This window comes from Streptomyces sp. NBC_00984 (assembly GCF_045162475.1).
In the GTDB taxonomy this organism is placed as follows: Bacteria; Actinomycetota; Actinomycetes; order Streptomycetales; family Streptomycetaceae; genus Streptomyces.
Genome location: NZ_CP108734.1, coordinates 2,623,869 through 2,645,210, shown reverse-complemented (window position 1 = coordinate 2,645,210; position 21,342 = coordinate 2,623,869). Strand labels below are relative to the sequence as shown.

Annotated in this window: 20 protein-coding genes and 5 tRNA genes; 21 read left to right on the top strand and 4 right to left on the bottom strand. The window is 67.7% G+C overall.

What is annotated here, in order from left to right; all coding sequences use genetic code 11:
* Nucleotides 1–407: 407 nt before the first annotated feature.
* The 13 genes from OG520_RS11420 to OG520_RS11360 all read left to right on the top strand — a co-directional run bounded on the left by OG520_RS11420 (nucleotide 408) and on the right by OG520_RS11360 (nucleotide 11,612).
* Nucleotides 408–596: a hypothetical protein gene (locus OG520_RS11420; protein WP_266427080.1), complete on the top strand. Its 189-nt coding sequence runs from the start codon at nucleotides 408–410 to the stop codon at nucleotides 594–596.
* Nucleotides 597–744: 148 nt separating this feature from the next.
* Nucleotides 745–1,521 carry a fumarylacetoacetate hydrolase family protein gene (locus OG520_RS11415; RefSeq protein WP_399333206.1) on the top strand — a complete coding sequence of 259 codons (777 nt, stop codon included), beginning with the start codon at nucleotides 745–747 and terminating at the stop codon, nucleotides 1,519–1,521.
* On the top strand, nucleotides 1,514–2,986 hold the full coding sequence (gltX, locus tag OG520_RS11410) for a glutamate--tRNA ligase (protein WP_406013090.1): 1,473 nt from the start codon (nucleotides 1,514–1,516) through the stop codon (nucleotides 2,984–2,986). The genes OG520_RS11415 and gltX overlap by 8 nt, the downstream gene beginning before the upstream one ends.
* Before the next feature lie 414 nt (nucleotides 2,987–3,400).
* The gene (locus OG520_RS11405; RefSeq protein WP_406016462.1) at nucleotides 3,401–3,721 is read left to right on the top strand and encodes a DUF397 domain-containing protein; all 321 of its coding nucleotides are present in this window, start codon (nucleotides 3,401–3,403) and stop codon (nucleotides 3,719–3,721) included.
* An 89-nt stretch (nucleotides 3,722–3,810) separates the two neighbouring features.
* On the top strand, nucleotides 3,811–5,337 hold the full coding sequence (locus OG520_RS11400) for an N-6 DNA methylase (RefSeq protein ID WP_406013089.1): 1,527 nt from the start codon (nucleotides 3,811–3,813) through the stop codon (nucleotides 5,335–5,337).
* A complete protein-coding gene (locus OG520_RS11395; RefSeq protein ID WP_406013088.1) occupies nucleotides 5,334–6,488 on the top strand; it encodes a restriction endonuclease subunit S in 1,155 nt (384 codons plus the stop codon). Before OG520_RS11400 ends, OG520_RS11395 begins: the two co-directional genes overlap by 4 nt.
* 144 nt (nucleotides 6,489–6,632) lie before the next feature.
* The gene (locus OG520_RS11390; protein ID WP_406013087.1) at nucleotides 6,633–10,271 is read left to right on the top strand and encodes a DEAD/DEAH box helicase family protein; all 3,639 of its coding nucleotides are present in this window, start codon (nucleotides 6,633–6,635) and stop codon (nucleotides 10,269–10,271) included.
* 18 nt (nucleotides 10,272–10,289) lie between these two features.
* On the top strand, nucleotides 10,290–10,985 hold the full coding sequence (locus tag OG520_RS11385; protein WP_406013086.1) for an HAD family hydrolase: 696 nt from the start codon (nucleotides 10,290–10,292) through the stop codon (nucleotides 10,983–10,985).
* A gap of 146 nt (nucleotides 10,986–11,131) precedes the next feature.
* Nucleotides 11,132–11,203: transfer RNA gene (locus OG520_RS11380), tRNA-Gln, on the top strand.
* Nucleotides 11,204–11,226: 23 nt separating this feature from the next.
* Nucleotides 11,227–11,299: transfer RNA gene (locus tag OG520_RS11375), tRNA-Glu, on the top strand.
* Nucleotides 11,300–11,359: 60 nt separating this feature from the next.
* Nucleotides 11,360–11,432: transfer RNA gene (locus OG520_RS11370), tRNA-Glu, on the top strand.
* Between the two features lie 12 nt (nucleotides 11,433–11,444).
* Nucleotides 11,445–11,516: transfer RNA gene (locus OG520_RS11365), tRNA-Gln, on the top strand.
* 23 nt (nucleotides 11,517–11,539) lie between these two features.
* Nucleotides 11,540–11,612 (top strand) — tRNA-Glu (locus OG520_RS11360).
* An 83-nt stretch (nucleotides 11,613–11,695) separates the two neighbouring features.
* On the opposite strand, the gene OG520_RS11355 is transcribed toward OG520_RS11360, so the two are convergent.
* Entirely contained in the window at nucleotides 11,696–12,337 is a 642-nt protein-coding gene (locus OG520_RS11355) for a MerR family transcriptional regulator (protein WP_266427101.1), read from the bottom strand.
* A gap of 89 nt (nucleotides 12,338–12,426) precedes the next feature.
* Between OG520_RS11355 and OG520_RS11350 the strand changes: the two genes are divergently transcribed.
* Nucleotides 12,427–12,924 carry a DUF4188 domain-containing protein gene (locus tag OG520_RS11350; protein WP_266427102.1) on the top strand — a complete coding sequence of 166 codons (498 nt, stop codon included), beginning with the start codon at nucleotides 12,427–12,429 and terminating at the stop codon, nucleotides 12,922–12,924.
* Nucleotides 12,925–12,978: 54 nt separating this feature from the next.
* Here the strand turns inward: OG520_RS11350 and ndgR are convergent, their stop codons facing one another.
* Nucleotides 12,979–13,695 carry an IclR family transcriptional regulator NdgR gene (gene ndgR / locus OG520_RS11345; protein WP_003966003.1) on the bottom strand — a complete coding sequence of 239 codons (717 nt, stop codon included), beginning with the start codon at nucleotides 13,693–13,695 and terminating at the stop codon, nucleotides 12,979–12,981.
* Nucleotides 13,696–13,869: 174 nt separating this feature from the next.
* Here ndgR and leuC point away from each other — a divergent pair, with 174 nt between their 5' ends.
* From leuC to OG520_RS11325, 4 genes are all read left to right on the top strand, one after another.
* Nucleotides 13,870–15,294, top strand: coding sequence for a 3-isopropylmalate dehydratase large subunit (leuC, locus tag OG520_RS11340; protein WP_399333192.1), 1,425 nt, complete (start codon nucleotides 13,870–13,872; stop codon nucleotides 15,292–15,294).
* Nucleotides 15,295–15,299: 5 nt separating this feature from the next.
* The gene (gene leuD / locus OG520_RS11335) at nucleotides 15,300–15,908 is read left to right on the top strand and encodes a 3-isopropylmalate dehydratase small subunit (RefSeq protein WP_399333190.1); all 609 of its coding nucleotides are present in this window, start codon (nucleotides 15,300–15,302) and stop codon (nucleotides 15,906–15,908) included.
* A 104-nt stretch (nucleotides 15,909–16,012) separates the two neighbouring features.
* Nucleotides 16,013–16,240: a hypothetical protein gene (locus tag OG520_RS11330; RefSeq protein ID WP_093545158.1), complete on the top strand. Its 228-nt coding sequence runs from the start codon at nucleotides 16,013–16,015 to the stop codon at nucleotides 16,238–16,240.
* Between the two features lie 143 nt (nucleotides 16,241–16,383).
* On the top strand, nucleotides 16,384–17,058 hold the full coding sequence (locus tag OG520_RS11325) for an HU family DNA-binding protein (RefSeq protein ID WP_266427114.1): 675 nt from the start codon (nucleotides 16,384–16,386) through the stop codon (nucleotides 17,056–17,058).
* A gap of 119 nt (nucleotides 17,059–17,177) precedes the next feature.
* On the opposite strand, the gene OG520_RS11320 is transcribed toward OG520_RS11325, so the two are convergent.
* Together OG520_RS11320 and cofC are read right to left on the bottom strand one after the other, a co-directional pair.
* A complete protein-coding gene (locus tag OG520_RS11320; protein WP_385334182.1) occupies nucleotides 17,178–17,381 on the bottom strand; it encodes a hypothetical protein in 204 nt (67 codons plus the stop codon).
* A gap of 10 nt (nucleotides 17,382–17,391) precedes the next feature.
* A complete protein-coding gene (gene cofC, locus OG520_RS11315) occupies nucleotides 17,392–18,123 on the bottom strand; it encodes a 2-phospho-L-lactate guanylyltransferase (RefSeq protein WP_406016461.1) in 732 nt (243 codons plus the stop codon).
* 155 nt (nucleotides 18,124–18,278) lie between these two features.
* Between cofC and OG520_RS11310 the strand changes: the two genes are divergently transcribed.
* From OG520_RS11310 to OG520_RS11300, 3 genes are all read left to right on the top strand, one after another.
* Nucleotides 18,279–19,031, top strand: coding sequence for a lysophospholipid acyltransferase family protein (locus tag OG520_RS11310; protein WP_399333187.1), 753 nt, complete (start codon nucleotides 18,279–18,281; stop codon nucleotides 19,029–19,031).
* Nucleotides 19,028–20,038 carry an NAD(P)H-dependent glycerol-3-phosphate dehydrogenase gene (locus OG520_RS11305; protein ID WP_266427123.1) on the top strand — a complete coding sequence of 337 codons (1,011 nt, stop codon included), beginning with the start codon at nucleotides 19,028–19,030 and terminating at the stop codon, nucleotides 20,036–20,038. Before OG520_RS11310 ends, OG520_RS11305 begins: the two co-directional genes overlap by 4 nt.
* A 102-nt stretch (nucleotides 20,039–20,140) precedes the next feature.
* Nucleotides 20,141–21,298, top strand: coding sequence for a D-alanine--D-alanine ligase family protein (locus tag OG520_RS11300; RefSeq protein ID WP_399333185.1), 1,158 nt, complete (start codon nucleotides 20,141–20,143; stop codon nucleotides 21,296–21,298).
* The last annotated feature ends 44 nt before the right edge of the window (nucleotides 21,299–21,342 follow it).

The following is a 21,342-nucleotide window of genomic DNA, read 5'->3' as shown; positions in this document are numbered from 1 at the left end:
GCGGTGCGTGGAATTCCAGCACAGTGCCGGATCTCCAACAAGGGCCCCGTGCCGGGCCGTGACCTGGGTGACGCGTTGTGATGACTGAGTAACAAGCAGTGGAGCGTGATCATGGATAAAGCGGACGATTACGGTTGAATCGGCGAAGCGTAAAGGGTGTCCCAGTCGCCATGGTCAGGAGTGGAATGGCTGATTCAGTGCCGTAATGTCCGTTTCTGTCGATGTGATCGAGCGCCTGAAATGAGGGAATTGTCGGCGCGGTCGTGAGCAAACTCACATGATGATCGCCGTCTCATCCGGGCTCCCGCAGGGAATTGGATGTTTAGCCTGACGCTTTACAGGGATGGCAAATCCGACAACCGGCGCCCCTCCGGGCGGCGCCCGTACCGACAGGGTCCGAACGGCAGATGAAGACGACGATGATGTTCCGCAACATTGCCAACCCCCGGCGCACCACGCTGGCGCACCTCAAGGACGCCGAAGATCTGCGGACGCCGGAGCAGCCGGAGCACGCCGTGGACCTGCCCACCCAGACGGCCAACCCCCGGCGCACCATCCTCATGGTGGCCCCGGTCACCGCCGCCGTCGCGGAGTGACGCGGGAGCCGTCCCCTCACCCGAGCCGATGCCCCGCCCGGCGGGGCCGGCCCGTCACGCCGCCCGGCAATTGGGGCAATCCCCGCCGGGCAACGCGTTAGCCTGGAGCGTCAGTCTTCAGCCAGCAAGTGAGGGGCGACAGCATCCCGTGCGCATCGCCAGGTTCTCCATCGACGGCAATGTCGCCTTCGGCGCCGTCGAGGGCGAGGGGCCCGATGGTCTCGTCCTCGACATCATCAAGGGCATTCCGTACGCCGAGTTCGAGCTCTCCGGCACCAAGGTCCCGCTGAGCAAGGTCCGCCTCCTGCCGCCCGTGCTCCCCAACAAGGTCGTGGCCATCGGCCGCAACTACGCGGAGCACGCCGCGGAACTCGGCAACGAGGTACCGGACGTCCCCGTCGCCTTCTTCAAGCCCACCACCTCGGTGATCGGCTCCGGCGACGCGATCGAGTACCCCTCCTTCTCGAACGAACTCCACCACGAGGCCGAACTGGCCGTGGTCATCGGCCGCATGTGCCGGGAAGTGCCGCGCGAGCGCGTGAAGGACGTCATCTTCGGCTACACCTGCGCCAATGACGTCACCGCCCGCGACGCCCAGCAGCGCGAGAAGCAGTGGGCGCGGGCCAAGGGCTTCGACACCTCCTGCCCGCTCGGCCCCTGGGTGGAGACCGACCTCGACCCCCACGACCTGACCATCCAGGCCACGGTCAACGGCGAGCAACGCCAACTGGGCCGTACGAGCGACATGATCCGCTCGATCGAGGATCTGGTCGTCCACATCACGGAAGCCATGACGCTGCTCCCGGGCGATGTGATCCTCACCGGCACTCCCGCAGGGGTCGGACCCCTCCATGTCGGCGACGAGGTCGCCGTCACCATCGAAGGCATCGGCACTCTCACCAACAAGGTGATCAAGCGTGGTTAACGCACCAGTCCGTGTACGTTTCTGTCCCTCCCCGACCGGCAACCCCCACGTGGGCCTGGTCCGCACCGCCCTGTTCAACTGGGCCTTCGCCCGGCACCACGGCGGCACGCTGGTCTTCCGCATCGAGGACACCGACGCCGCCCGCGACTCCGAGGACTCCTACAACCAGCTCCTGGACTCGATGCGCTGGCTCGGCTTCGACTGGGACGAGGGCCCCGAGGTCGGCGGCCCGCACGCCCCGTACCGCCAGTCGCAGCGCATGGACATCTACAAGGACGTCGCCGACAGGCTCCTCGCGGGCGGGTACGCGTACCACTGCTACTGCACCACCGAGGAGCTCGACGCCCGCCGCGACGCCGCCCGCGCCGCCGGCAAGCCGTCCGGCTACGACGGCCACTGCCGTGAGCTGAGCGCCGAGCAGATCGCCGCGTACGAGGCCGAGGGCCGGACGTCCATCGTCCGCTTCCGGATGCCCGACGAGGCGCTCACCTTCAACGACCTGGTCCGCGGCGAGCTGACCTTCCAGCCGGAGAACGTGCCGGACTACGGCATCGTCCGAGCCAACGGCGCCCCGCTCTACACGCTGGTCAACCCGGTCGACGACGCGCTGATGGAGATCACCCACGTCCTGCGCGGCGAGGACCTGCTCTCCTCCACCCCGCGCCAGCTCGCCCTCTACAAGGCGCTCATCGAGCTGGGCATCGCCAAGGACACCCCCGCCTTCGGCCACCTGCCGTACGTCATGGGCGAGGGCAACAAGAAGCTCTCCAAGCGTGACCCGCAGGCCTCGCTCAACCTCTACCGCGAGCGCGGCTTCCTGCCCGAGGGGTTGCTCAACTACCTCTCCCTGCTGGGCTGGTCGATCGCCGAGGACCGCGACATCTTCTCCATCGAGGAGATGGTGGCCGCGTTCGACATCGAGGACGTCAACGCCAACCCGGCGCGCTTCGACCTGAAGAAGTGCGAGCACATCAACGCCGAGCACATCCGCAGGATGGACGTGAAGGCGTTCACCGAGGCCTGCGGCCCCTGGCTGAAGGCCCCGTTCGCCCCGTGGGCCCCGGAGGCCTTCGACGCGGACCGGTTCGCGGTCATCGCCCCGCACGCCCAGACCCGCGTCACGGTCCTCTCGGACATCACGGCCAACGTCGATTTCCTCTTCCTCGACGAGCCGGCGACGGACGAGGCGTCCTGGACCAAGGCGATGAAGGAGGGCTCCGACGCCCTCCTCACCACGGCCCGCGCCAAGCTGGCCGACGCCGAGTGGAACGCGGACGCCCTGAAGAACGCCGTCCTCACCGCGGGCGAGGAGCACGGCCTGAAGCTCGGCAAGGCCCAGGCCCCGGTCCGCGTAGCGGTCACCGGCCGCACGATCGGCCTGCCGCTCTTCGAGTCCCTGGAGATCCTGGGCCGCGAGAAGACCCTGGCCCGCGTGGACGCGGCCCTGGCGAAGCTGGCCGCGTAACGGTCCGGTACGTACACCGGAGGCCGGAGTTCCCTCAGGGGAGCCCCGGCCTCCGGCCGTTCACGGCGACTGCGGCACCCGCGCGGGCCGGACTGCTGCCCGGGGACGACGGCCCCAGCTCCCCCACGCTTCCCGTCGCCGAACATCAGGCTGGAGGACTGCGCGGTGCGCCGGTCACGCAGTGCACGCTGGGCGCGTTCTTCACCTTGGTGCGGCTGTCGAGGACCATCATCCCGCGTGAATGTTCGTGGGCCGGCTGAGCTTGGAACGTCTCGGTCAACGACCCCACGGAGGTGCTGGATCAGCCCGGACAGATGCATGACGTGCTGCAACTGGGACCGGTAGTGCTTCTGGACGTTGAGGAAGTCCCAGGTCAGCTCCTTGACTTGGGAGCGGGGAACGGTGAATCCGCCGATGACGAGTACGGGCGGCGCATCCGGCTTGGCCGGATCGAGCGTCTGCCCGTTACCGGCTTCGTGGTCCCCTTCGGGATCGGAACCTTTTCCGGCGCCGGCCACGGCATCGTCCGGTCCGGTGGCCCGCTTCCGCAGCTGGACACCGTCATCGTTCAGCGGCGAGGCCGCGAACTGCGTCAATGCGGCCGCTGCGCCAGACGGCACGCTCCGGTTGCGTGAGAGCGACGACCCGGACGTGATACTCGTCGCAACCCGGGCCGGCCTGCCCGCTCCGGTCGCATCGATCAAGGAGAACGAGAGCCTCGGGGCGCAACCCTGAGTGATGCTGTGACTCCGCCGCTACGGAACGTAGAGTCGGGTCTGCCGGAGCGGCGTCCCGGTGTCAGTGGGCGGAAGTAAGCTCGCAGGGTGATTACTGGTGAAGTGAAGAGCAAGGTGGGACGCGTTTGGGACGCGTTCTGGTCGGGTGGCATCTCCAATCCGCTGGAGGTGATGGAGCAGATCACGTACCTGCTCTTCATCAAGCGCCTGGACGAGCTCCAGACGGTCAAGGACCGCAGGGCGAACGCCACGGGCATGCCTGACCCCGCCCCGTTCTTCGACGCGGACCAGCAGGACCTGCGCTGGCAGAACTTCAAGGTCCGCGACCCCGAGATCATGTACGGGCTGGTCGCCGAAGGCGTCTTCCCGTACCTGCGCCGCATGGGCGGCGACGACTCGACGTACTCGCACCACATGAAGGACGCCCGCTTCACCATCCCGAACGCGAACCTTCTCGCGAAGGTCGTCGACCTCCTCGACGACCTCGGCATGGACAAGAGCGACACCAAGGGCGACATCTACGAGTACCTGCTCGCGAAGATCGCCTCGGCCGGCCAGAACGGCCAGTTCCGCACGCCTCGGCACATCATCGACCTGATGGTCGAGATGACCCGGCCCGGCCCCGGCGACGAGGTCTGCGATCCGGCCTGCGGCACGGCGGGCTTTCTGGTGCAGACGTCGTCGTACGTCAAGCGCACCCACAAGGAAGCTCTGCTTGGCGCGGAACAGCGCAAGCACTTCAACGAGTCGATGTTCCACGGCTTCGATTTCGACTCCACGATGCTCCGCATCGGCTCGATGAACATGCTCCTTCACGGTGTGGAGAACCCAGACATCCGCTACCGCGATTCTCTCGCGGAGTCGGCGGCCGGTGAGTCCGAGAAGTACTCCCTGATCCTCGCCAATCCGCCCTTCGCGGGCAGCCTCGACTACGAGTCGACGGCGAAGGACCTTCAGTCGATCGTCAAGACCAAGAAGACGGAACTCCTCTTCCTGGCCCTGTTCCTGCGCCTCCTCAAGCCCGGCGGCCGGGCTGCGGTCATCGTCCCGGACGGTGTGCTCTTCGGCTCGACGAAGGCCCACAAGGAGCTGCGCCGCACGCTGGTCGAGGAGCAGCAGCTCCAAGCGGTGGTGAAGCTCCCAAGCGGCGTCTTCAAGCCGTACGCCGGTGTCTCGACGGCCATCCTCTTCTTCACCCGCACCGACAGTGGTGGCACGGAGGACGTCTGGTTCTACGACGTTGAGGCCGACGGCCTCTCCCTGGACGACAAGCGCAACGAACTCCTCCCGGAAGACCGCCTCGGCGTCCGCCCGATGCCTGTGGACAAGCCTCTGACCGAGGAGGAGCACGAGAAGAACAACCTCCCGGACGTCCTGACCCGCTGGTTCAACCGAGACACCTCAGAACGCGACCGCGCAAGGACGGAGCAGAGCTTCTGCGTCCCCAAGGCGGACATCGCCGCCGAGGGCTACGACCTCTCCCTGAACCGCTACAAGGAAATCGTCCACGAGGAGATCAGGACCCGATCCCCCCTCGAAATCCTGGCCGACCTGGAACGCCTCGATGCCGAGATCGCCAAGGGTGCGGAGGACCTTAAGGGGATGCTGGCATGACTGCAACCCCTCCTCGCTGGAGTAGCGTCTCGCTCGGCGATATTTGCGAGTTCAAATATGGAAAGAGCCTCCCCGCCGGCAGCCGGGATGGTGGCCCGTTCAGCGTGTATGGATCGAATGGGCCGGTGGGCGGCCACTCATCTGCCCTCACCGACGGTACGGCCATTATCATCGGGAGAAAGGGCTCATTCGGCGAAGTTCATTATTCGTCAGAAGCGTGTTGGCCCATCGATACTACGTATTTCATCGACAGGGGGGCGACCTCGGTCGACCTGAAGTGGCTGAGCCACTTGCTCCCTACCTTGGGGCTCACGAAAATGAATCGGGCGGCAGCGATTCCTGGTCTGAACCGCGACGACGCATATGCGAAAAGAGTGATGCTGCCGCCGATCGCGCAGCAGAAGCGTATCGCCGCAGTTCTCGACCAGGTGGAAACCCTCCGCGCCAAGCGCCGCGAGGCCATCGCCCTCCTTGACGAACTCGTCCGGTCCACCTTCCTCGATATGTTCGGCACCCTCCAGCAGGACTGGCGAAAGGTCCATGTCGCAGATCTTGCAGTCTCCGAGAAGGGGGGTATGAGGACTGGGCCGTTTGGGAGTCAGCTCCTGCGTGAGGAGTTCACCGATGAGGGCATCTCGGTCCTTGGCATCGATAACGCCGTCAAGAATGAATTCAGATGGGGCGAGCGTCGATATATTTCAGAAGAAAAATATCAAGAGCTTTCTCGCTATACGGTGCACCCCGGAGATCTTCTGATCACCATCATGGGAACTTGTGGCCGGTCTGCTGTCGTTCCGGACGATATTCCTGTTTCTATTAATACCAAGCACTTGTGCTGTATTACGCTTGATAGAACCAAGTGCCTTCCCGAGTTTTTGCACAGCTATTTCCTAGAACATCCCGAGAGTCGCTCATATTTGTCGAAGGTGGCTAAGGGGGCGATTATGTCAGGCCTCAATATGGGTTTGATCAAAGCCCTGCCTGTGCGACTTCCGCCACTAGAAGTGCAGCAAAAATATGTGCGACGAGTCGCCGGAATTCGCAAGAGCCGGATGCTGCATGAGAAGTATCTCGCCACCCTCGATGAACTCTCCGAATCGCTCCAACGACGTGCCTTCGCCGGCCGGCTCTGGGATCATGAAGCCGCATAACCCGTAACACCGCACGCAAATCACTGCACCACCACGCCGACCGCGCCCGGTCTGGGGAGACCCGGGTCGCGGTCGGCGCTGCCACATCACGTAGCTCACGGCCGCGTACCGCGACCGGAGCAAGGGGAGAGGGGCGCCACAGCGATGGCCAGCAATCAGGGGAACGACGGCGTCGGCGGCGGCAGGGGCGAGTCGAGTCGCCCCAAGCCGGGCCCCCGCCCCACTCCCGGCCCCCCGACCGCGTACCGGTCACCCGACCAAGCCGCCGCCCGCCACCTCGCCCGCCCCGCCGGGAACTTCGGGTTCCTCGAGGCTGAGTGGCCGGCCCTCTACGAAGAAGCCGGCCGCGCCGAGCGCCTTGCCTACGCCGACCCCCGGACCGCCTGCTTCTACGCCCGCCGGGCGATCGAGCTGGCCGTGCACTGGATGTACGACAAGGACGCCTCGCTCAGCGCCCCGTACAAGATGGACCTCAACGCGATGCTCCACGAGCCGTCGTTCCGGACGCTCGTCGGGCCCACCGTGAACGCGAAGATGGACATCATCCGCCGCCAGGGCAATCACGCGGTCCACAAGCAGACCCCCGTGCCCCCGCAGGCCGCCGTCGCGAGCCTGCGCGAGCTGTTCCACTCGCTCTACTGGTTCGCCCGCACCTACACGGGCCAGGCCCGCGACCTTCCCACCGCGGGCATGGAGTTCGACTCCACCGCCATTCCGCGCCCGCTCTCTCCCGAGGCCCGCCTCAAGAAGCAGACGGAGTTGCGCAAGCAGGCGGAGGAGGACCAGAAGCGCTACCAGCAGCAGGCGGAAGAGCTCGGCAAGGCCCGCGCCGCGAGCGAAGCCCTCGCCGCCCAGCTCGCCGGGCTCCGGGCCCAGGTCGCCGCCGCCAAGGCCGCGAACCAGAAGGTCCAGGACACCCACGACTATGACGAGGCCGCCACCCGCGACACGTTCATAGACCTCCTCCTCAAGGAGGCCGGCTGGGATCTGGCGGCCACCGGGACCGACCCGGCGGGCAAGCTCACCGTCGAGCGTCCGGTGACCGGCATGCAGACCGCCTCCGGCAAGGGCTACGTCGACTACGTCCTGTGGGGCGCGGACGGCAAGCCCCTCGCCGTCGTCGAGGCCAAGCGCACCAGCCGCGACCCCCGCGACGGCCAGCAGCAGGCCAGGCTGTACGCGGACGCCCTCGCAGCCGAGTTCAACCGCCGCCCGGTGATCTTCTACACCAACGGCTATGAGGCCTACCTCTGGGACGACGGCCTGGGCTACCCGCCCCGCCAGGTCCAGGGTTTCCTCACCCACGACCAGCTCCACTGGCATGTGCGCCAGCGCGCGGGCCGCCTCTCCCTGACGACCACCCCGGTGAACGAGAAGATCGCCGGCCGTCCGTACCAACTGCGTGCCATCAAGCGCGTCGGCGAGACGTACGAACGCGACCGCCAGCGCCAGGCCCTCCTCGTCATGGCGACCGGCACCGGCAAGACCCGTACCACCGTGGCCCTCGTCGACCAGCTGAAGAAGGCCGGCTGGGCGCAGCGCGTGCTGTTCCTCGCGGACCGCGAGGCCCTGGTCGTCCAGACGATGAAGGCGTTCAAGGAGCACCTCCCGAACACCCCTGTCGCCAGTCTCCTGGACGACAAGTCCGCGTCGGCGCACGTCTTCGTCTCCACCTACCAGACGATGATGAACCAGATCGACGTGACGGACACCGCGGGCCGCCGCCGCTTCGGTCCCGGCTACTTCGACCTCATCGTCATCGACGAGGCCCACCGTTCCGTCTATGCGAAGTACGGCGCGATCTTCCGCTACTTCGACTCGCTCCTCCTCGGTCTGACCGCCACCCCGAAGGACGAGATCGACCGCAACACGTACAAGCTGTTCCAGTTGGAGGACGGCGTCCCCACCGACTCCTACGGACTGAACGAGGCGGTCGGCGAGGGATACCTCGTGCCGCCGAAGGCCGTGAAGGTGCCGTTGAAGTTCATGGAGCACGGCATCCGCTACGAGGACCTCTCCGACGAGGAGAAGGCCGAATGGGACGAGAAGGAGTGGTCCGAGGACGGTGACAAGCCGGACGCCGTCAGCCGCCACGAGATGAACAAAATCCTGTTCAACGAGGACACCGTCGACAAGATGCTGGAGGTCCTGGTCACCCAGGGCCACCGGGTCGAGGGCGGCGACCGCCTCGGCAAGACGATCGTCTTCGCGAAGAACAACGAGCACGCCCGGTTCATCGAGGCCCGGTACAACGCCAACTATCCCAAGGGCGCCGGCCACCAGGCGCGAGTGATCACGTACAAGGAGACCTACCGCCAGTCCCTGATCGAGGACTTCTCCGCAGCGCGCAAGGAGCCCGACATCGCGATCTCGGTCGACATGCTGGACACCGGCATCGACGTGCCGGAGGTCGTCAACCTGGTCTTCGCCAAGCCGGTCTTCTCCAAGACCAAGTTCTGGCAGATGATCGGCCGTGGCACCCGGCTGCGCCCGGCGCTGTTCGGGCCGGACGAGACGAACCCCGACCACGCCAAGCAGAACTTCCGGGTCTTCGACTTCTGCGGCAACATCGACTTCTTCAACAGCGAACTCGCCGGCGTCGAAGCCCGTCGGGCGCCCGCCCTGAGTGAGCGTCTGCTCGGCCTGCAGCTGGACCTGCTGCGCAGCCTCGACCGCCGACAGCAGCCGGACCCGGCCCGTGACGGCGGCCCCGACGCCATCGCGACCGAGTCGTCTGTCCGGTGGGCCCTGGCCCACCGCCTGCACTCCACCGTTGCCGGGATGAACCTGGACAACTTCCTCGTCCGGCCGCACCGCCGCGAGATCGAGACGTTCGCCGACTTCCGCACCTGGCACCGCATCGACGAAGACGCCGAACACGCAGTTCGCGAGAAGCTGCTCCCCCTGCCCAGCGACCACGAACCGGACCCCGATGAGACCCGCGAGGAGGCCAAGCGCTTCGACCTCATCGCCTTCCGGCTCCAGCTCGCGGCGCTGGAGGGCGGCAAGGAATACGCCAAGCTGCGCCAGAAGGTCCGCGACATCGCGGAGGACCTGCTCGGCAAGACCAATATCCCGGCCGTCGCCGAACAGCTGGAGCTGCTGGAAGCGGCAGCGGGCGAAGAGTGGTGGCAGGACGCCACTCTGCCGATGCTGGAAGACCTGCGCAGAAGGCTGCGAGGGCTGGCCAAACTGGTGGACGCCAAGGCCAAGCGGAAGATCGTCTACACCGACTTCGAGGACGAGTTCGGTGAGATCTCCGAGGCGGACATCAAGGACATGCCGACAGGCACGGACGAGCACAGGTTCCGCCAGAAGGCCCGCGCGTACCTGCTGCGTCACGAGGACCAGCCGACCGTGCACAAGCTGCGTCACAACGAGCAGATCACCGAAGGCGACCTGGCCGGCCTGGAAGAGATCTTCCTCGCCGAAGCGGTGGCCTCGCCCGAGGATCTGGACGAGGTGCGGGCCATGGGCGGTCTGGGTCTGTTCGTCCGCGCACTGTGCGGACTGGACCGGCAGGCGGCTCAGCAGGCCTTCGAGGGCTTCATCGTGGGAAAACAGCTGAGTGCCGCACAGTTGGACTTCATCACGCTGATCATCGACGTGGTCGCCAAGCGCGGTGTGCTCGACGTCGGAGACCTGTACGAAGTCGGCAGCCCGTTCCATGACCGCGCACCCGGCGGTCCGGATGACCTGTTCTCCCCGGAGGAGATCGACGGTCTGAAGATCGTGTTCATCGGCCTGCTGACCACTGCGAAGCCCACCATGCTCGCCGCGTAGACGCATACGCTGGGCCGTATGACGATCCGCGCGGTCCTCTGGGACATCGACGACACGATCTTCGACTACACCGGCGCCGACCGCGTCGGCATGCGCAAGCACCTGGAACAGGAGGGCCTGCCCGACGGATACGACTCCGTCGAGCAGGCCCTCGCCGCATGGCGGGCGATCACCGACGCGCACTGGGCGCGGTTCGCCGCCGGGGAGACGGATTTCCTGGGGCAGCGCCGGGACCGGGTCAGGGAGTTCGTCTCGCGGGCGCTGGAGGACGAGGAGGCCGACCTCTGGTTTGCTCGGCACGCGGCCCACTACGAGGCCGCCTGGTCGCTCTTCCCGGATGTGCTGCCCGTGCTGGATCTGCTGGCGGACGGATTCCGGCACGCGGTGCTGTCGAACTCCAGCATCCACAACCAGGACCGCAAGCTGCGCACGCTCGGTGTGCGGGACCGTTTCGAGGCCGTGGTGTGCGCCGTGGAGCTGGGTGTCTCCAAGCCCGAGGCCGGCGCCTTCCACGCGGCCTGCGACGCACTGGCGCTGGAGCCGCGGGAGGTCGCGTATGTGGGGGACGAGCCGGACATCGACGCCGGTGGGGCGGTCGCCGCCGGGCTGATGGGGATCTGGCTGGACCGGGGCGGGCGCGGTGGACGGCCCGAACTCGTCCGCATCGGCGGGCTCGACCAGCTGCCCGGACTGCTGGGGCCCGCTCGGTCCTGATCCGCCGGACAGGCCCGGCGGGCAATACCCGTTTTGGAGCGCCGGACACCTTCGGGTAATGTTCTTCCTGCGCCGCCCGAGCGGAACGAAAGATCCGAACGGGAAGCGCAAGCCAAACAAAACCCCTCACGGGGGTTGAGTTTTGGTGGGCTATGGTGTAATTGGCAACACTACGGTTTCTGGTACCGTCATTCTAGGTTCGAGTCCTGGTAGCCCAGCGCAGAAATGCAAGTAGTAACAAGCCCCCGTTGTGTAGCGGCCTAGCACGCTGCCCTCTCACGGCAGTAGCGCCGGTTCGAATCCGGTCGGGGGTACAGATCCTTCCCGCGAGATCATCTGGGTCGCACCCACGCTCTCGATGCAGGATCGCTAGGGCCCCCGTTGTGTAGCGGCCTAGCACGCTGCCCTCTCACGGCAGTAGCGCCGGTTCGAATCCGGTCGGGGGTACTTGTAACACCATGGGCTATGGTGTAATTGGCAACACTACGGTTTCTGGTACCGTCATTCTAGGTTCGAGTCCTGGTAGCCCAGCGCAGAAATGCAAGTAGTAACAAGCCCCCGTTGTGTAGCGGCCTAGCACGCTGCCCTCTCACGGCAGTAGCGCCGGTTCGAATCCGGTCGGGGGTACAACAGCAGGACAGGCAAAGGCCCTTCACCTCGGTGAAGGGCCTTGTCCGTTGGTCCGCGGGGCCGTTGGTCCGCGGGGCCGTTCAGAGACCGTAGCGCCGGGCCGACTCCTCCTCCTGGGCCATCCGGCGCAGGGCCATCAGCAACGGCTCGTAGAGCACCGCCGACGCGACCGCCATCTCCACCTGCTCCGACTCCGTGGGGTACGTCTCCATCATGTCCAGGTCCTGGACGGCGACTTGATGCATCAGGTGGGCCTGCTCGGCCAGGTAGTCGGCGTCACAGGGGTAGCCGAGGCGGATCAGGGTGGCCACCGACGACACCAGCGAGCGATGCGCGGGGGAGAGGGAACCGATCTCCTGCGACGTCGCCCAGCCGATCCGGTCCAGGAGCCGCTCGACGGCCTCGCGGGCGGTCGCGGTCTCCGGAGCCTCCTCGTCCGGCTCCGGGCCGTGCGGGAGCGACCACAGTGCCGCGCCGAGCCGGATCGTCCGGCCCAGGGACTCGTCGTCGATGTGGGAGAGGACCTCGCGCGCCGTGGCCACGGGGAGGCGGCCCACCTGGATCAGGGCCCGTACCAGGCGGAGCCGGCGTACATGGCTCTCGTCGTACTCGGCCTGTGTCGCGGTGATCCGCCGGCCGGGGTGCAGCAGCCCCTCGCGCAGGTAGTACTTGATCGTCGCGGTCTTGACCCCGCTCGACTCGCTCAGTTCCGAGAGTCGCATGTTCCGTGCCTTCCCTTGCGCCACCTCTTGGGCAGTGCCACTATCCAATCATTGGATAGCGACACTCTCCAACCGGGGAAGGGGCAGGCATGTTCGCGAAACTGATTCCGGGACGGACCACCGCCGCGGCCGAGGGGGAGGTGGTCGTCCTGCTCATCGGGATGCGCATCAACCACTTCCGGGGTGTGCACCACTGGCTGCCGGTCCTGACCGCGATGCTGCGCATGCTGCGGGAGTTGGGCAAGGACAAGGGGCGCGGCCTGCTGGGCTACACGCTGTTGTCCGGCTCGCCGCGGACGTACTACGTCGTCCAGTACTGGGAGTCGAGGGAGAAGCTGTACGCGTACGCGAGCGCTCCCGACATGTTCCACCGCGAGGCCTGGGCGATCATGAACCGCAAGGAGAAGAAGTCCCGGCGGCACGTGGGGCTGTGGCACGAGACATACATAGTGCCCGAGGGCGGTTACGAATCGATCTACGCCGATATGCCGGTCCACGGACTGGCCGCGGCGACCGGCGTACTGCCGATCGAAGGGCGGGGCCGTCGGGCGGCGGACCGTCTCGCGCACCGCTCGTCCGCGAAGTGAGGTTCTGAGAGGGGCCGCCACGACGCCGGGGCGGCCGGGGACGTGCCGGGTACGTCAGCCGGTACGGCGCAGGGCCTCGCTGAGCCTTGCCGCCGAGTCGATGACCGCCTGGGCGTGCATCCGGCCCGGGTGCCTGGTCAGCCGCTCGATCGGTCCGGAGACCGAGACGGCGGCGACCACCCGGTTCGAGGGGCCGCGCACCGGCGCCGAGACCGAGGCCACACCCGGCTCGCGTTCGCCGATCGACTGGGCCCAGCCCCTGCGTCGTACGCCCGAGAGTGCCGTCGCCGTGAAGCGGGCGCCCTGGAGGCCGCGGTGCAGGCGCTCCGGCTCCTCCCAGGCCATCAGGATCTGGGCCGACGAGCCGGCCTTCATGGTGAGCGTGGAGCCGACCGGCACGGTGTCCCGCAGACCGGACAGCCGCTCTGCCGCCGCCACGCAGATCCGCATGTCGCCCTGCCGGCGATAGAGCTGCGCGCTCTCGCCGGTGATGTCGCGGAGGTGGGTGAGCACCGGGCCCGCCGTGGCCAGTAGGCGGTCCTCGCCCGCCGCCGCCGCGAGTTCCGACAGCCGGGGGCCGAGAATGAAACGGCCCTGCATGTCCCTCGCCACCATGCGGTGGTGTTCCAGTGCCACGGCCAGCCGATGGGCCGTGGGTCGTGCGAGCCCGGTCGCCGCGACCAGCCCGGCGAGGGTGGCCGGACCGGACTCCAGGGCGCTCAATACCAGAGCTGCCTTGTCGAGTACGCCGACGCCGCTAGAGTTGTCCATACGACGATACTCCCGTCTCACTCTGTGAAACGCAAGTTCAATATTCGGCGGAAGTTGCGAACCTGTACGGGCGGCCACACAACGGCCCGTAGCCACCGCCCCGCACGGGGGTCCGGACGGCGGCGCACCGAATCTCTAGTTGGGCCGGCGAAGACGCCGGCCGGAGGGAAAGCGATGGGTAGGACACTCGCGGAGAAGGTCTGGGACGACCATGTCGTCCGGCGCGCCGAAGGTGAGCCCGACCTCCTCTTCATCGATCTGCACCTGCTGCACGAGGTGACCAGCCCCCAGGCCTTCGACGGCCTCCGGCAGGCCGGACGCCGGGTGCGGCGCCTCGATCTCACCATCGCCACCGAGGATCACAACACCCCGACCCTCGACATCGACAAGCCGATCGCCGACCCGGTCTCCCGTGCCCAGTTGGAGACCCTGCGCAAGAACTGCGCGGAGTTCGGCGTACGGCTGCACCCCCTGGGCGACGTCGAGCAGGGCGTCGTGCACGTGGTCGGCCCGCAGCTGGGCCTGACCCAGCCCGGCACCACCGTGGTCTGCGGCGACTCCCACACGTCCACGCACGGCGCTTTCGGCGCGCTGGCGTTCGGCATCGGCACCAGCCAGGTCGAGCACGTGCTGGCCACCCAGACGCTGCCGCTGGCCCGCCCGAAGACCATGGCGATCACCATCGACGGCGAACTGCCCGACGGCGTCACGGCCAAGGACCTGATCCTCGCGATCATCGCCCGGATCGGCACCGGCGGCGGCCAGGGCTACATCCTGGAATACCGCGGCCCGGCCATCGAGAAGCTCTCGATGGAAGCCCGGATGACCATCTGCAACATGTCGATCGAGGCCGGCGCGCGGGCAGGCATGATCGCCCCGGACGAGACCACCTTCGACTACCTGAAGGGCCGCGACCACGCCCCGCAGGGCGAGGACTGGGACGCCGCCGTCGCGTACTGGAAGACGCTGCGCAGCGACGACGACGCGGTCTTCGACGCCGAGGTCGTCATCGACGCGGCCGAACTGGCCCCGTTCGTCACCTGGGGCACCAACCCCGGCCAGGGCGCGCCCCTGTCGGCCAACGTCCCCGACCCTGCTTCGTACGAGGACGCCTCGGAGCGCAACGCCGCCGAAAAGGCCCTGGAGTACATGGGGTTGACCGCCGGCCAGCCGCTGCGCGAGATCAACGTGGACACCGTCTTCGTAGGCTCCTGCACCAACGGACGGATCGAGGACCTGCGCAACGCGGCCGCGATCCTGGACGGCCGCAAAGTCGCCGACGGGGTACGGATGCTGGTCGTCCCGGGCTCCGTCCGGGTCGCCCTCCAGGCCGTCGAGGAGGGCCTGGACAAGGTCTTCACCGCCGCGGGCGCCGAATGGCGGCACGCCGGCTGCTCGATGTGCCTCGGCATGAACCCCGACCAGTTGGCCCCCGGCGAGCGCTCCGCCTCCACCTCGAACCGCAACTTCGAGGGCCGGCAGGGCAAGGGTGGCCGTACGCACCTGGTCTCCCCGCAGGTCGCCGCCGCCACCGCCGTGCTGGGCCACCTGGCCTCGCCCGCCGACCTGTCCGACGCCCGTACGCCCGCCGGAGTCTGAGAATCATGGAAGCTTTCACCACACACACCGGCCGGGCCGTCCCGCTGCGCCGCAGCAACGTCGACACCGACCAGATCATCCCCGCCCACTGGCTGAAGAAGGTCACCCGGGACGGCTTCGAGGACGGACTCTTCGAGGCCTGGCGCAAGGACGAGAACTTCGTCCTCAACCGCCCCGAGCGCAAGGGTGCCACGGTCCTGGTGGCCGGTCCCGACTTCGGTACCGGATCCTCCCGCGAACACGCCGTGTGGGCGCTGCAGAACTACGGCTTCAAGGCCGTCGTCTCCTCCCGGTTCGCCGACATCTTCCGCGGCAACTCGCTGAAGAACGGTCTGCTGACCGTCGTGCTCGACCAGAAGGTCGTCGACGCGCTCTGGGAGCTGACCGAGGCCGACCCCACGGCCGAGATCACCGTCGACCTGGAGGCGCGCCAGGTCCGCGCCGAGGCCCCCGGCGGATCGAAGCTGACCGCCGACTTCGAGCTCGACGAGAACGCCCGTTGGCGACTGCTCAACGGGCTGGACGACATCAGCCTCACCCTTCAGAACGAAGCGGACATCGCGACATATGAGGCGGCAAGGCCGACCTTCAAGCCGCGTACAATTAACGCCTGAGCAGCACGTTTCCAGGACTGCGCCCCCTGCCATCTGGTAGGGGGCGCAGTCGCTTGTTGAGACCCCGTCGGGCGACAACTCGCCCCAGATGGCACAATCGGTGCATGGAACGCGACAGCCAACTCAAGCTTTACGGCCAAGTCGCCGACCGATTGAAGGAAGCGCACACAAGAGTGCGCACACTGCAAGTCCCGGAGGGCGTAAGGATGGCGCTGTCCCGGAAGCTGTTGGTCATCACGGCCGCGGCTAAGCACGATCTCCCGGATGCGGCAAGGCGTCTGGACCGGTTGATGAAGGACCTCGATGAGGGCCGATTCCCCGAAGGTGACTGACTCTGCGGAACTGCGCAGCAGTCGACTTCGTTGCGGCACTAGGGTGATTAGCCCGTTTCGTGTTTGATTTGCGGTATATATCTGCCTAACGTGCGAAAACGCTTGAACACTTTCGTTCTGGCAATGTCTCCGAAGGGGAAGACGTGAACAAGGCGCAGCTCGTAGAAGCGATTGCCGACAAGGTCGGAGGCCGCCAGCAGGCCGCCGAGGCCGTCGACGCGGTACTCGACGCGATCGTCCGTGCGGTTGTCGCGGGGGACCGTGTCTCGGTCACCGGCTTCGGCTCGTTCGAGAAGGTCGACCGCCCCGCCCGTTACGCCCGCAACCCGCAGACGGGTGAGCGCGTGCGGGTCAAGAAGACCTCGGTGCCCCGTTTCCGTGCGGGACAGGGCTTCAAGGACCTGGTGAGCGGCTCGAAGAAGCTCCCCAAGGGCGGCGAAGTGGCCGTGAAGAAGGCGCCCAAGGGCAGCCTCTCGGGCGGTCCTTCCACCCGTACGACGACCAAGGCCGCGGCCAAGAAGGCCACCGCCAAGAAGGCCACGGCGAAGAAGGCCACCGCCAAGAAGACCGCGACCGCGGCGAAGACCACGGCGGCCAAGAAGACCACGGCGGCGGCGAAGAAGACCACCGCGGCGGCCAAGAAGACCACGGCGGCGGCGAAGAAGACCACCGCGGCGGCGAAGAAGACGACGGCCACCAAGAAGGCCGCCGCCAGCAAGACCGCGCCCGCCAAGAAGGCCACGGCGAAGAAGGCGCCCGCGAAGAAGACCACGGCGCGCAAGACCACGGCGAAGAAGGCCACTGCACGGAAGAAGTGAGACCGAGCCGCGCAGGGCTACTCACACGCGCCGGGCCGGGCTCCCCTCGGGGAGCCCGGCCCGCGGGCTGTTGTGGGGCGCTCTGCGCGCGGCCGTCCGGAAACGTCTGCCGCGCCCGTTCAGAACGTCTGCAGGGTCACCAGGGTGATCCGCAGGTCCGCACCCTCGCCGCTGCCCTCGATCCGCACCCGCTGCCCCGGACGCAGCAGCCGCAGACCGCCCGCGTCGAAGGCCCGCGCGTCGAAATCCACCGGGGTGCCGTCGTCGAGCAGCACGCTGCCGGTGCGGGTCTCGGGGTCGTAGGTGTACGAGGTCGCCTGCATGGACGGCAGCCTATCGGTCCGGTGCCGGGGCCGTTGAGGGCTCGTCGCTGCGGGCCCGGCCGGGAGCTTCGGCGGCCCGGGAGGCTCCCGCGGCCCAGTGTCCCGCGGTGTGCACGCCGACCCCCAGCGTCAGCGCCGCCCGCAGATCGTCGCCGGTGTCCACGTCCTGGCGGACCGAATCGATGCCTGTCAGGTCGATTTCCACCGCGCCGGAGTCCAGATGCCGGGCCCGGGAAGGGCCGCCGAAAGCCGGACGCAATTCCACTCCCGGCGCAGCCGACAGAAATGTTGTCCCGATTCCTGCCGCATCGGTCACAAATGCGCGAGGGAATTCGGCGGAATAATCGAGCACCCGGGCCAATTCTCCGGGGCGCAGCGCGGGCAGATCCGCGTTGAGGGCGGCGACCGCGGCCCGGGGCCGCCCGGCCCGTACGGCCCGCTCGCCATGTGTCAGCGCGGCGTTGAGTCCGCGGTCGGGCTCGTCGGGGACGACGCGGGCCCCGATGGCCGTGAGGGCCGCCCCGGCCTCCGGGTCGTCCGTGACTACCACCACATCCAGCACCGAGGGGCAGGACAGGGCGGCGGCCACGGTGTCCCGGGCGAAGGCGAGAGCGAGCCGGGGGCGCAGCTCGGCACCCGTCGTGGGCGTCAGCCTGCTCTTGGCCCGCGCCAGGGGCTTCAACGGGACGACCAGGGACCAAGGACCGGTCGGGTCGGTGTTCGTGGCGATCTCCCCCTCGATGCGCGTCGCCGCCTATTCTCGCCTGCCGGTGCGAGAACCCGGAGGGTCGGTCCCGAAAGCGGGGCGTACGGTGTTCTCGACAGAGCAGGGGCCTGGGGCGAGACTTGACCGTCGGTAGCCAGGCAGAGTTCAGGTCCTTAGAGGAAGGTGTCCGAGTGTCCCGCCGCAGAATCGGCTTCTGGTACCGCCTGGCGGCGGTCATTGCAAAACCGCCGTTGGTGGTTCTGTTCAAGCGTGACTGGCGGGGGACGGAACACATTCCGGCCGACGGTGGATTTATCACCGCGGTCAATCACAACTCCTATCTGGACCCGCTTTCCTACGGTCACTTCCAGTACAACACCGGACGGGTGCCGCGGCTTCTCGCCAAGGCGGGCCTGTTCAAGACCCCCTTTGTCGGAATGATGCTGCGCGGCACCGGACAGATCCCGGTGTACCGCGAGACGACCAATGCGCTGGACGCCTTCCGGGCGGCCGTCGACGCCATCGAGCGCGGCGAATGCGTGGCCTTCTACCCGGAGGGCACGCTCACCCGTGACCCCGACATGTGGCCGATGGCCGGCAAGACCGGTGCCGCCCGTGTGGCGTTGATGACGAAGGCCCCGGTCATCCCCGTCGCCCAGTGGGGCGCCAACCTCGCGATGCCGCCGTACGCCAGGGAGAACAAGCTCCGGCTGTTCCCCCGCAAGACCCTGCAGGTGCAGGCCGGACCGCCCGTGGACCTCACCAGGTTCTACGACAAGGACCCGACGCCCGACGTCCTGCGCGAGGTGACCGAGGTCATCATGGCCGCGGTGACCGCGCAGCTGGAGATCGTGCGGGGCGAACAGGCCCCCGCACAGCCCTACGACCACCGCAAGGCCCGTGCGGAACAGCGACGCAAGGCCGAAGGAAAGGGACCCAAGTGACGCACCCCGCAAAGGCGGCCGTCTTCGGAACCGGCTCATGGGGTACGGCCTTCGGCGTGGTCCTCGCCGACGCCGGCTGCGAGGTCACCCTCTGGGGCCGTCGCGCCGAGGTCGCCGAGGCCGTCAATACGACCCGTACCAACCCGTACTACCTGCCGGGAATTGAGCTCCCCGCATCGGTCCGGGCCACCACCGACGCCGCCGAGGCGCTGCGCGGCGCCGACTTCGCCGTACTCGTGGTGCCTTCGCAGACGCTGCGCGCCAACCTCGCCGAATGGGCCCCGCACCTCGGTTCCGACACCGTTCTCGTCTCGATGATGAAGGGCGTCGAACTCGGCACCGCGAAGCGGATGAGCGAGGTCATCGAGGACGTCACCAAGGTCTCCGCGGACCGGATCGCCGTCATCACCGGACCCAACCTGGCCAAGGAGATCGCCGAACGCCGCCCCGCGGCGGCCGTCGTCGCCTGCCAGGACGAGTCCGTGGCCCAGCGCCTCCAGGCCGCCTGCCACACCTCGTACTTCCGCCCGTACACCAACACCGACGTGGTCGGCTGCGAGCTCGGCGGCGCGGTCAAGAACGTCATCGGTCTGGCGGTCGGCATCGCCGACGGCATGGGCCTCGGCGACAACGCCAAGGGTTCGCTCATCACCCGGGGCCTCGCCGAGACGACCCGCCTCGGCCTGGCCATGGGCGCCGACCCGCTCACCTTCTCCGGACTCGCGGGCCTGGGCGACCTGGTGGCGACCTGCTCCTCGCCGCTCTCCCGCAACCACACCTTCGGCACCAACCTCGGCCGCGGCATGACGCTCCAGGAGACCATCGCCGTCACCAAGCAGACCGCCGAAGGCGTCAAGTCCTGTGAGTCGGTGCTCGATCTGGCACGCAGGCACGGCGTCGACATGCCCATCACCGAGACAGTCGTCGGCATCGTCCACGAGGGCAAGCCGCCGATGGTCGCGCTGGGCGAGCTGATGTCGCGCAGCGCGAAGCCCGAGCGGCGCTGACGGCGGCCGGGGGCGGCCGGACCGGTGAACGTTCCCGGTCACCGCTCCGGCGGCCCCGGCCGCGCTGACGCGAGTGGTACCAGCAGGTACGCTCAACGCGATATGAGCAGCGAGAACCTCCCCCAGAGCCCGGAGCAGCAGCTCCGCAAGCCGCGCGTGGCCGTCGTGTTCGGCGGCCGCAGCTCCGAACACGGCATCTCGGTCGTCACGGCCGGCGCCGTCCTGAACGCCATCGACCGGACGAAGTACGACGTCCTGCCGATCGGCATCACGACGGACGGCCGCTGGGCGCTCACCGCCGACGAACCCGAACGCATGGCCATCACGGACCGGAAGATGCCGGAAGTGGCCCAGCTGGCCGAGTCCACCGAGGGCGCCGTGGTGCTCTCCGTCGACCCCGGCAGCCGCGAAGTGGTGTACAGCGAGCCCGGCTCGGTCCCCAAGGCGCTCGGCGAAGTCGACGTCGTCTTCCCCGTGCTGCACGGCCCGTACGGCGAGGACGGCACCCTCCAGGGGTTCCTGGAGCTCTCCGGTGTGCCCTACGTCGGCGCCGGGGTGCTCGCCTCGGCGGTCGGCCAGGACAAGGAGTACATGAAGCGGGTCTTCATCTCCTTCGGGCTGCCGGTCGGCCCGTACCTCGTGGTGCGTCCCCGCGAATGGGACAAGGACCCCTCCGGTGCCCGCAAGCGCATCGTGGACTTCGCCGGTGAGCACGGCTGGCCGCTCTTCATCAAGCCCGCCCGCGCCGGCTCGTCCTTCGGCATCACCAAGGTCGACGACCTGTCCGGGCTCGACGAGGCGATCGAGGAGGCCCGCCGCCACGACCCCAAGTTCCTGGTCGAGGCGCTGCTGCGGGGCCGCGAGATCGAGTGCGGGGTGCTGGAGTTCGAGGACGGCCCGCGTGCCAGCGTGCCCGCCGAGATCCCGCCGGTGACCTCGCACGACTTCTACGACTTCGAGGCCAAGTACATCGACTCGGCCGCCGGGATCCTGCCCGCCCCGCTCACCGAGGAGCAGACGGCCGAGGTCCAGCGGCTCGCGGTCGAGGCCTTCGAGGCCACGTCCTGCGAGGGGCTGGTACGTGCCGACTTCTTCCTCACCGAGGACGGCACCTTCGTGATCAACGAGATCAACACGCTGCCGGGCTTCACCCCGATCTCCATGTACCCGCGGATGTGGCAGGAGAGCGGTGTGAGCTACCAGGAGCTGGTGGACCGGCTGATCCAGGCCGCGTTGAGCCGCCCGACCGGCCTGCGTTGAGCCGGGCCCCGCGCCGCACGGCGTGCGCTTCCGATCGGGGGCGC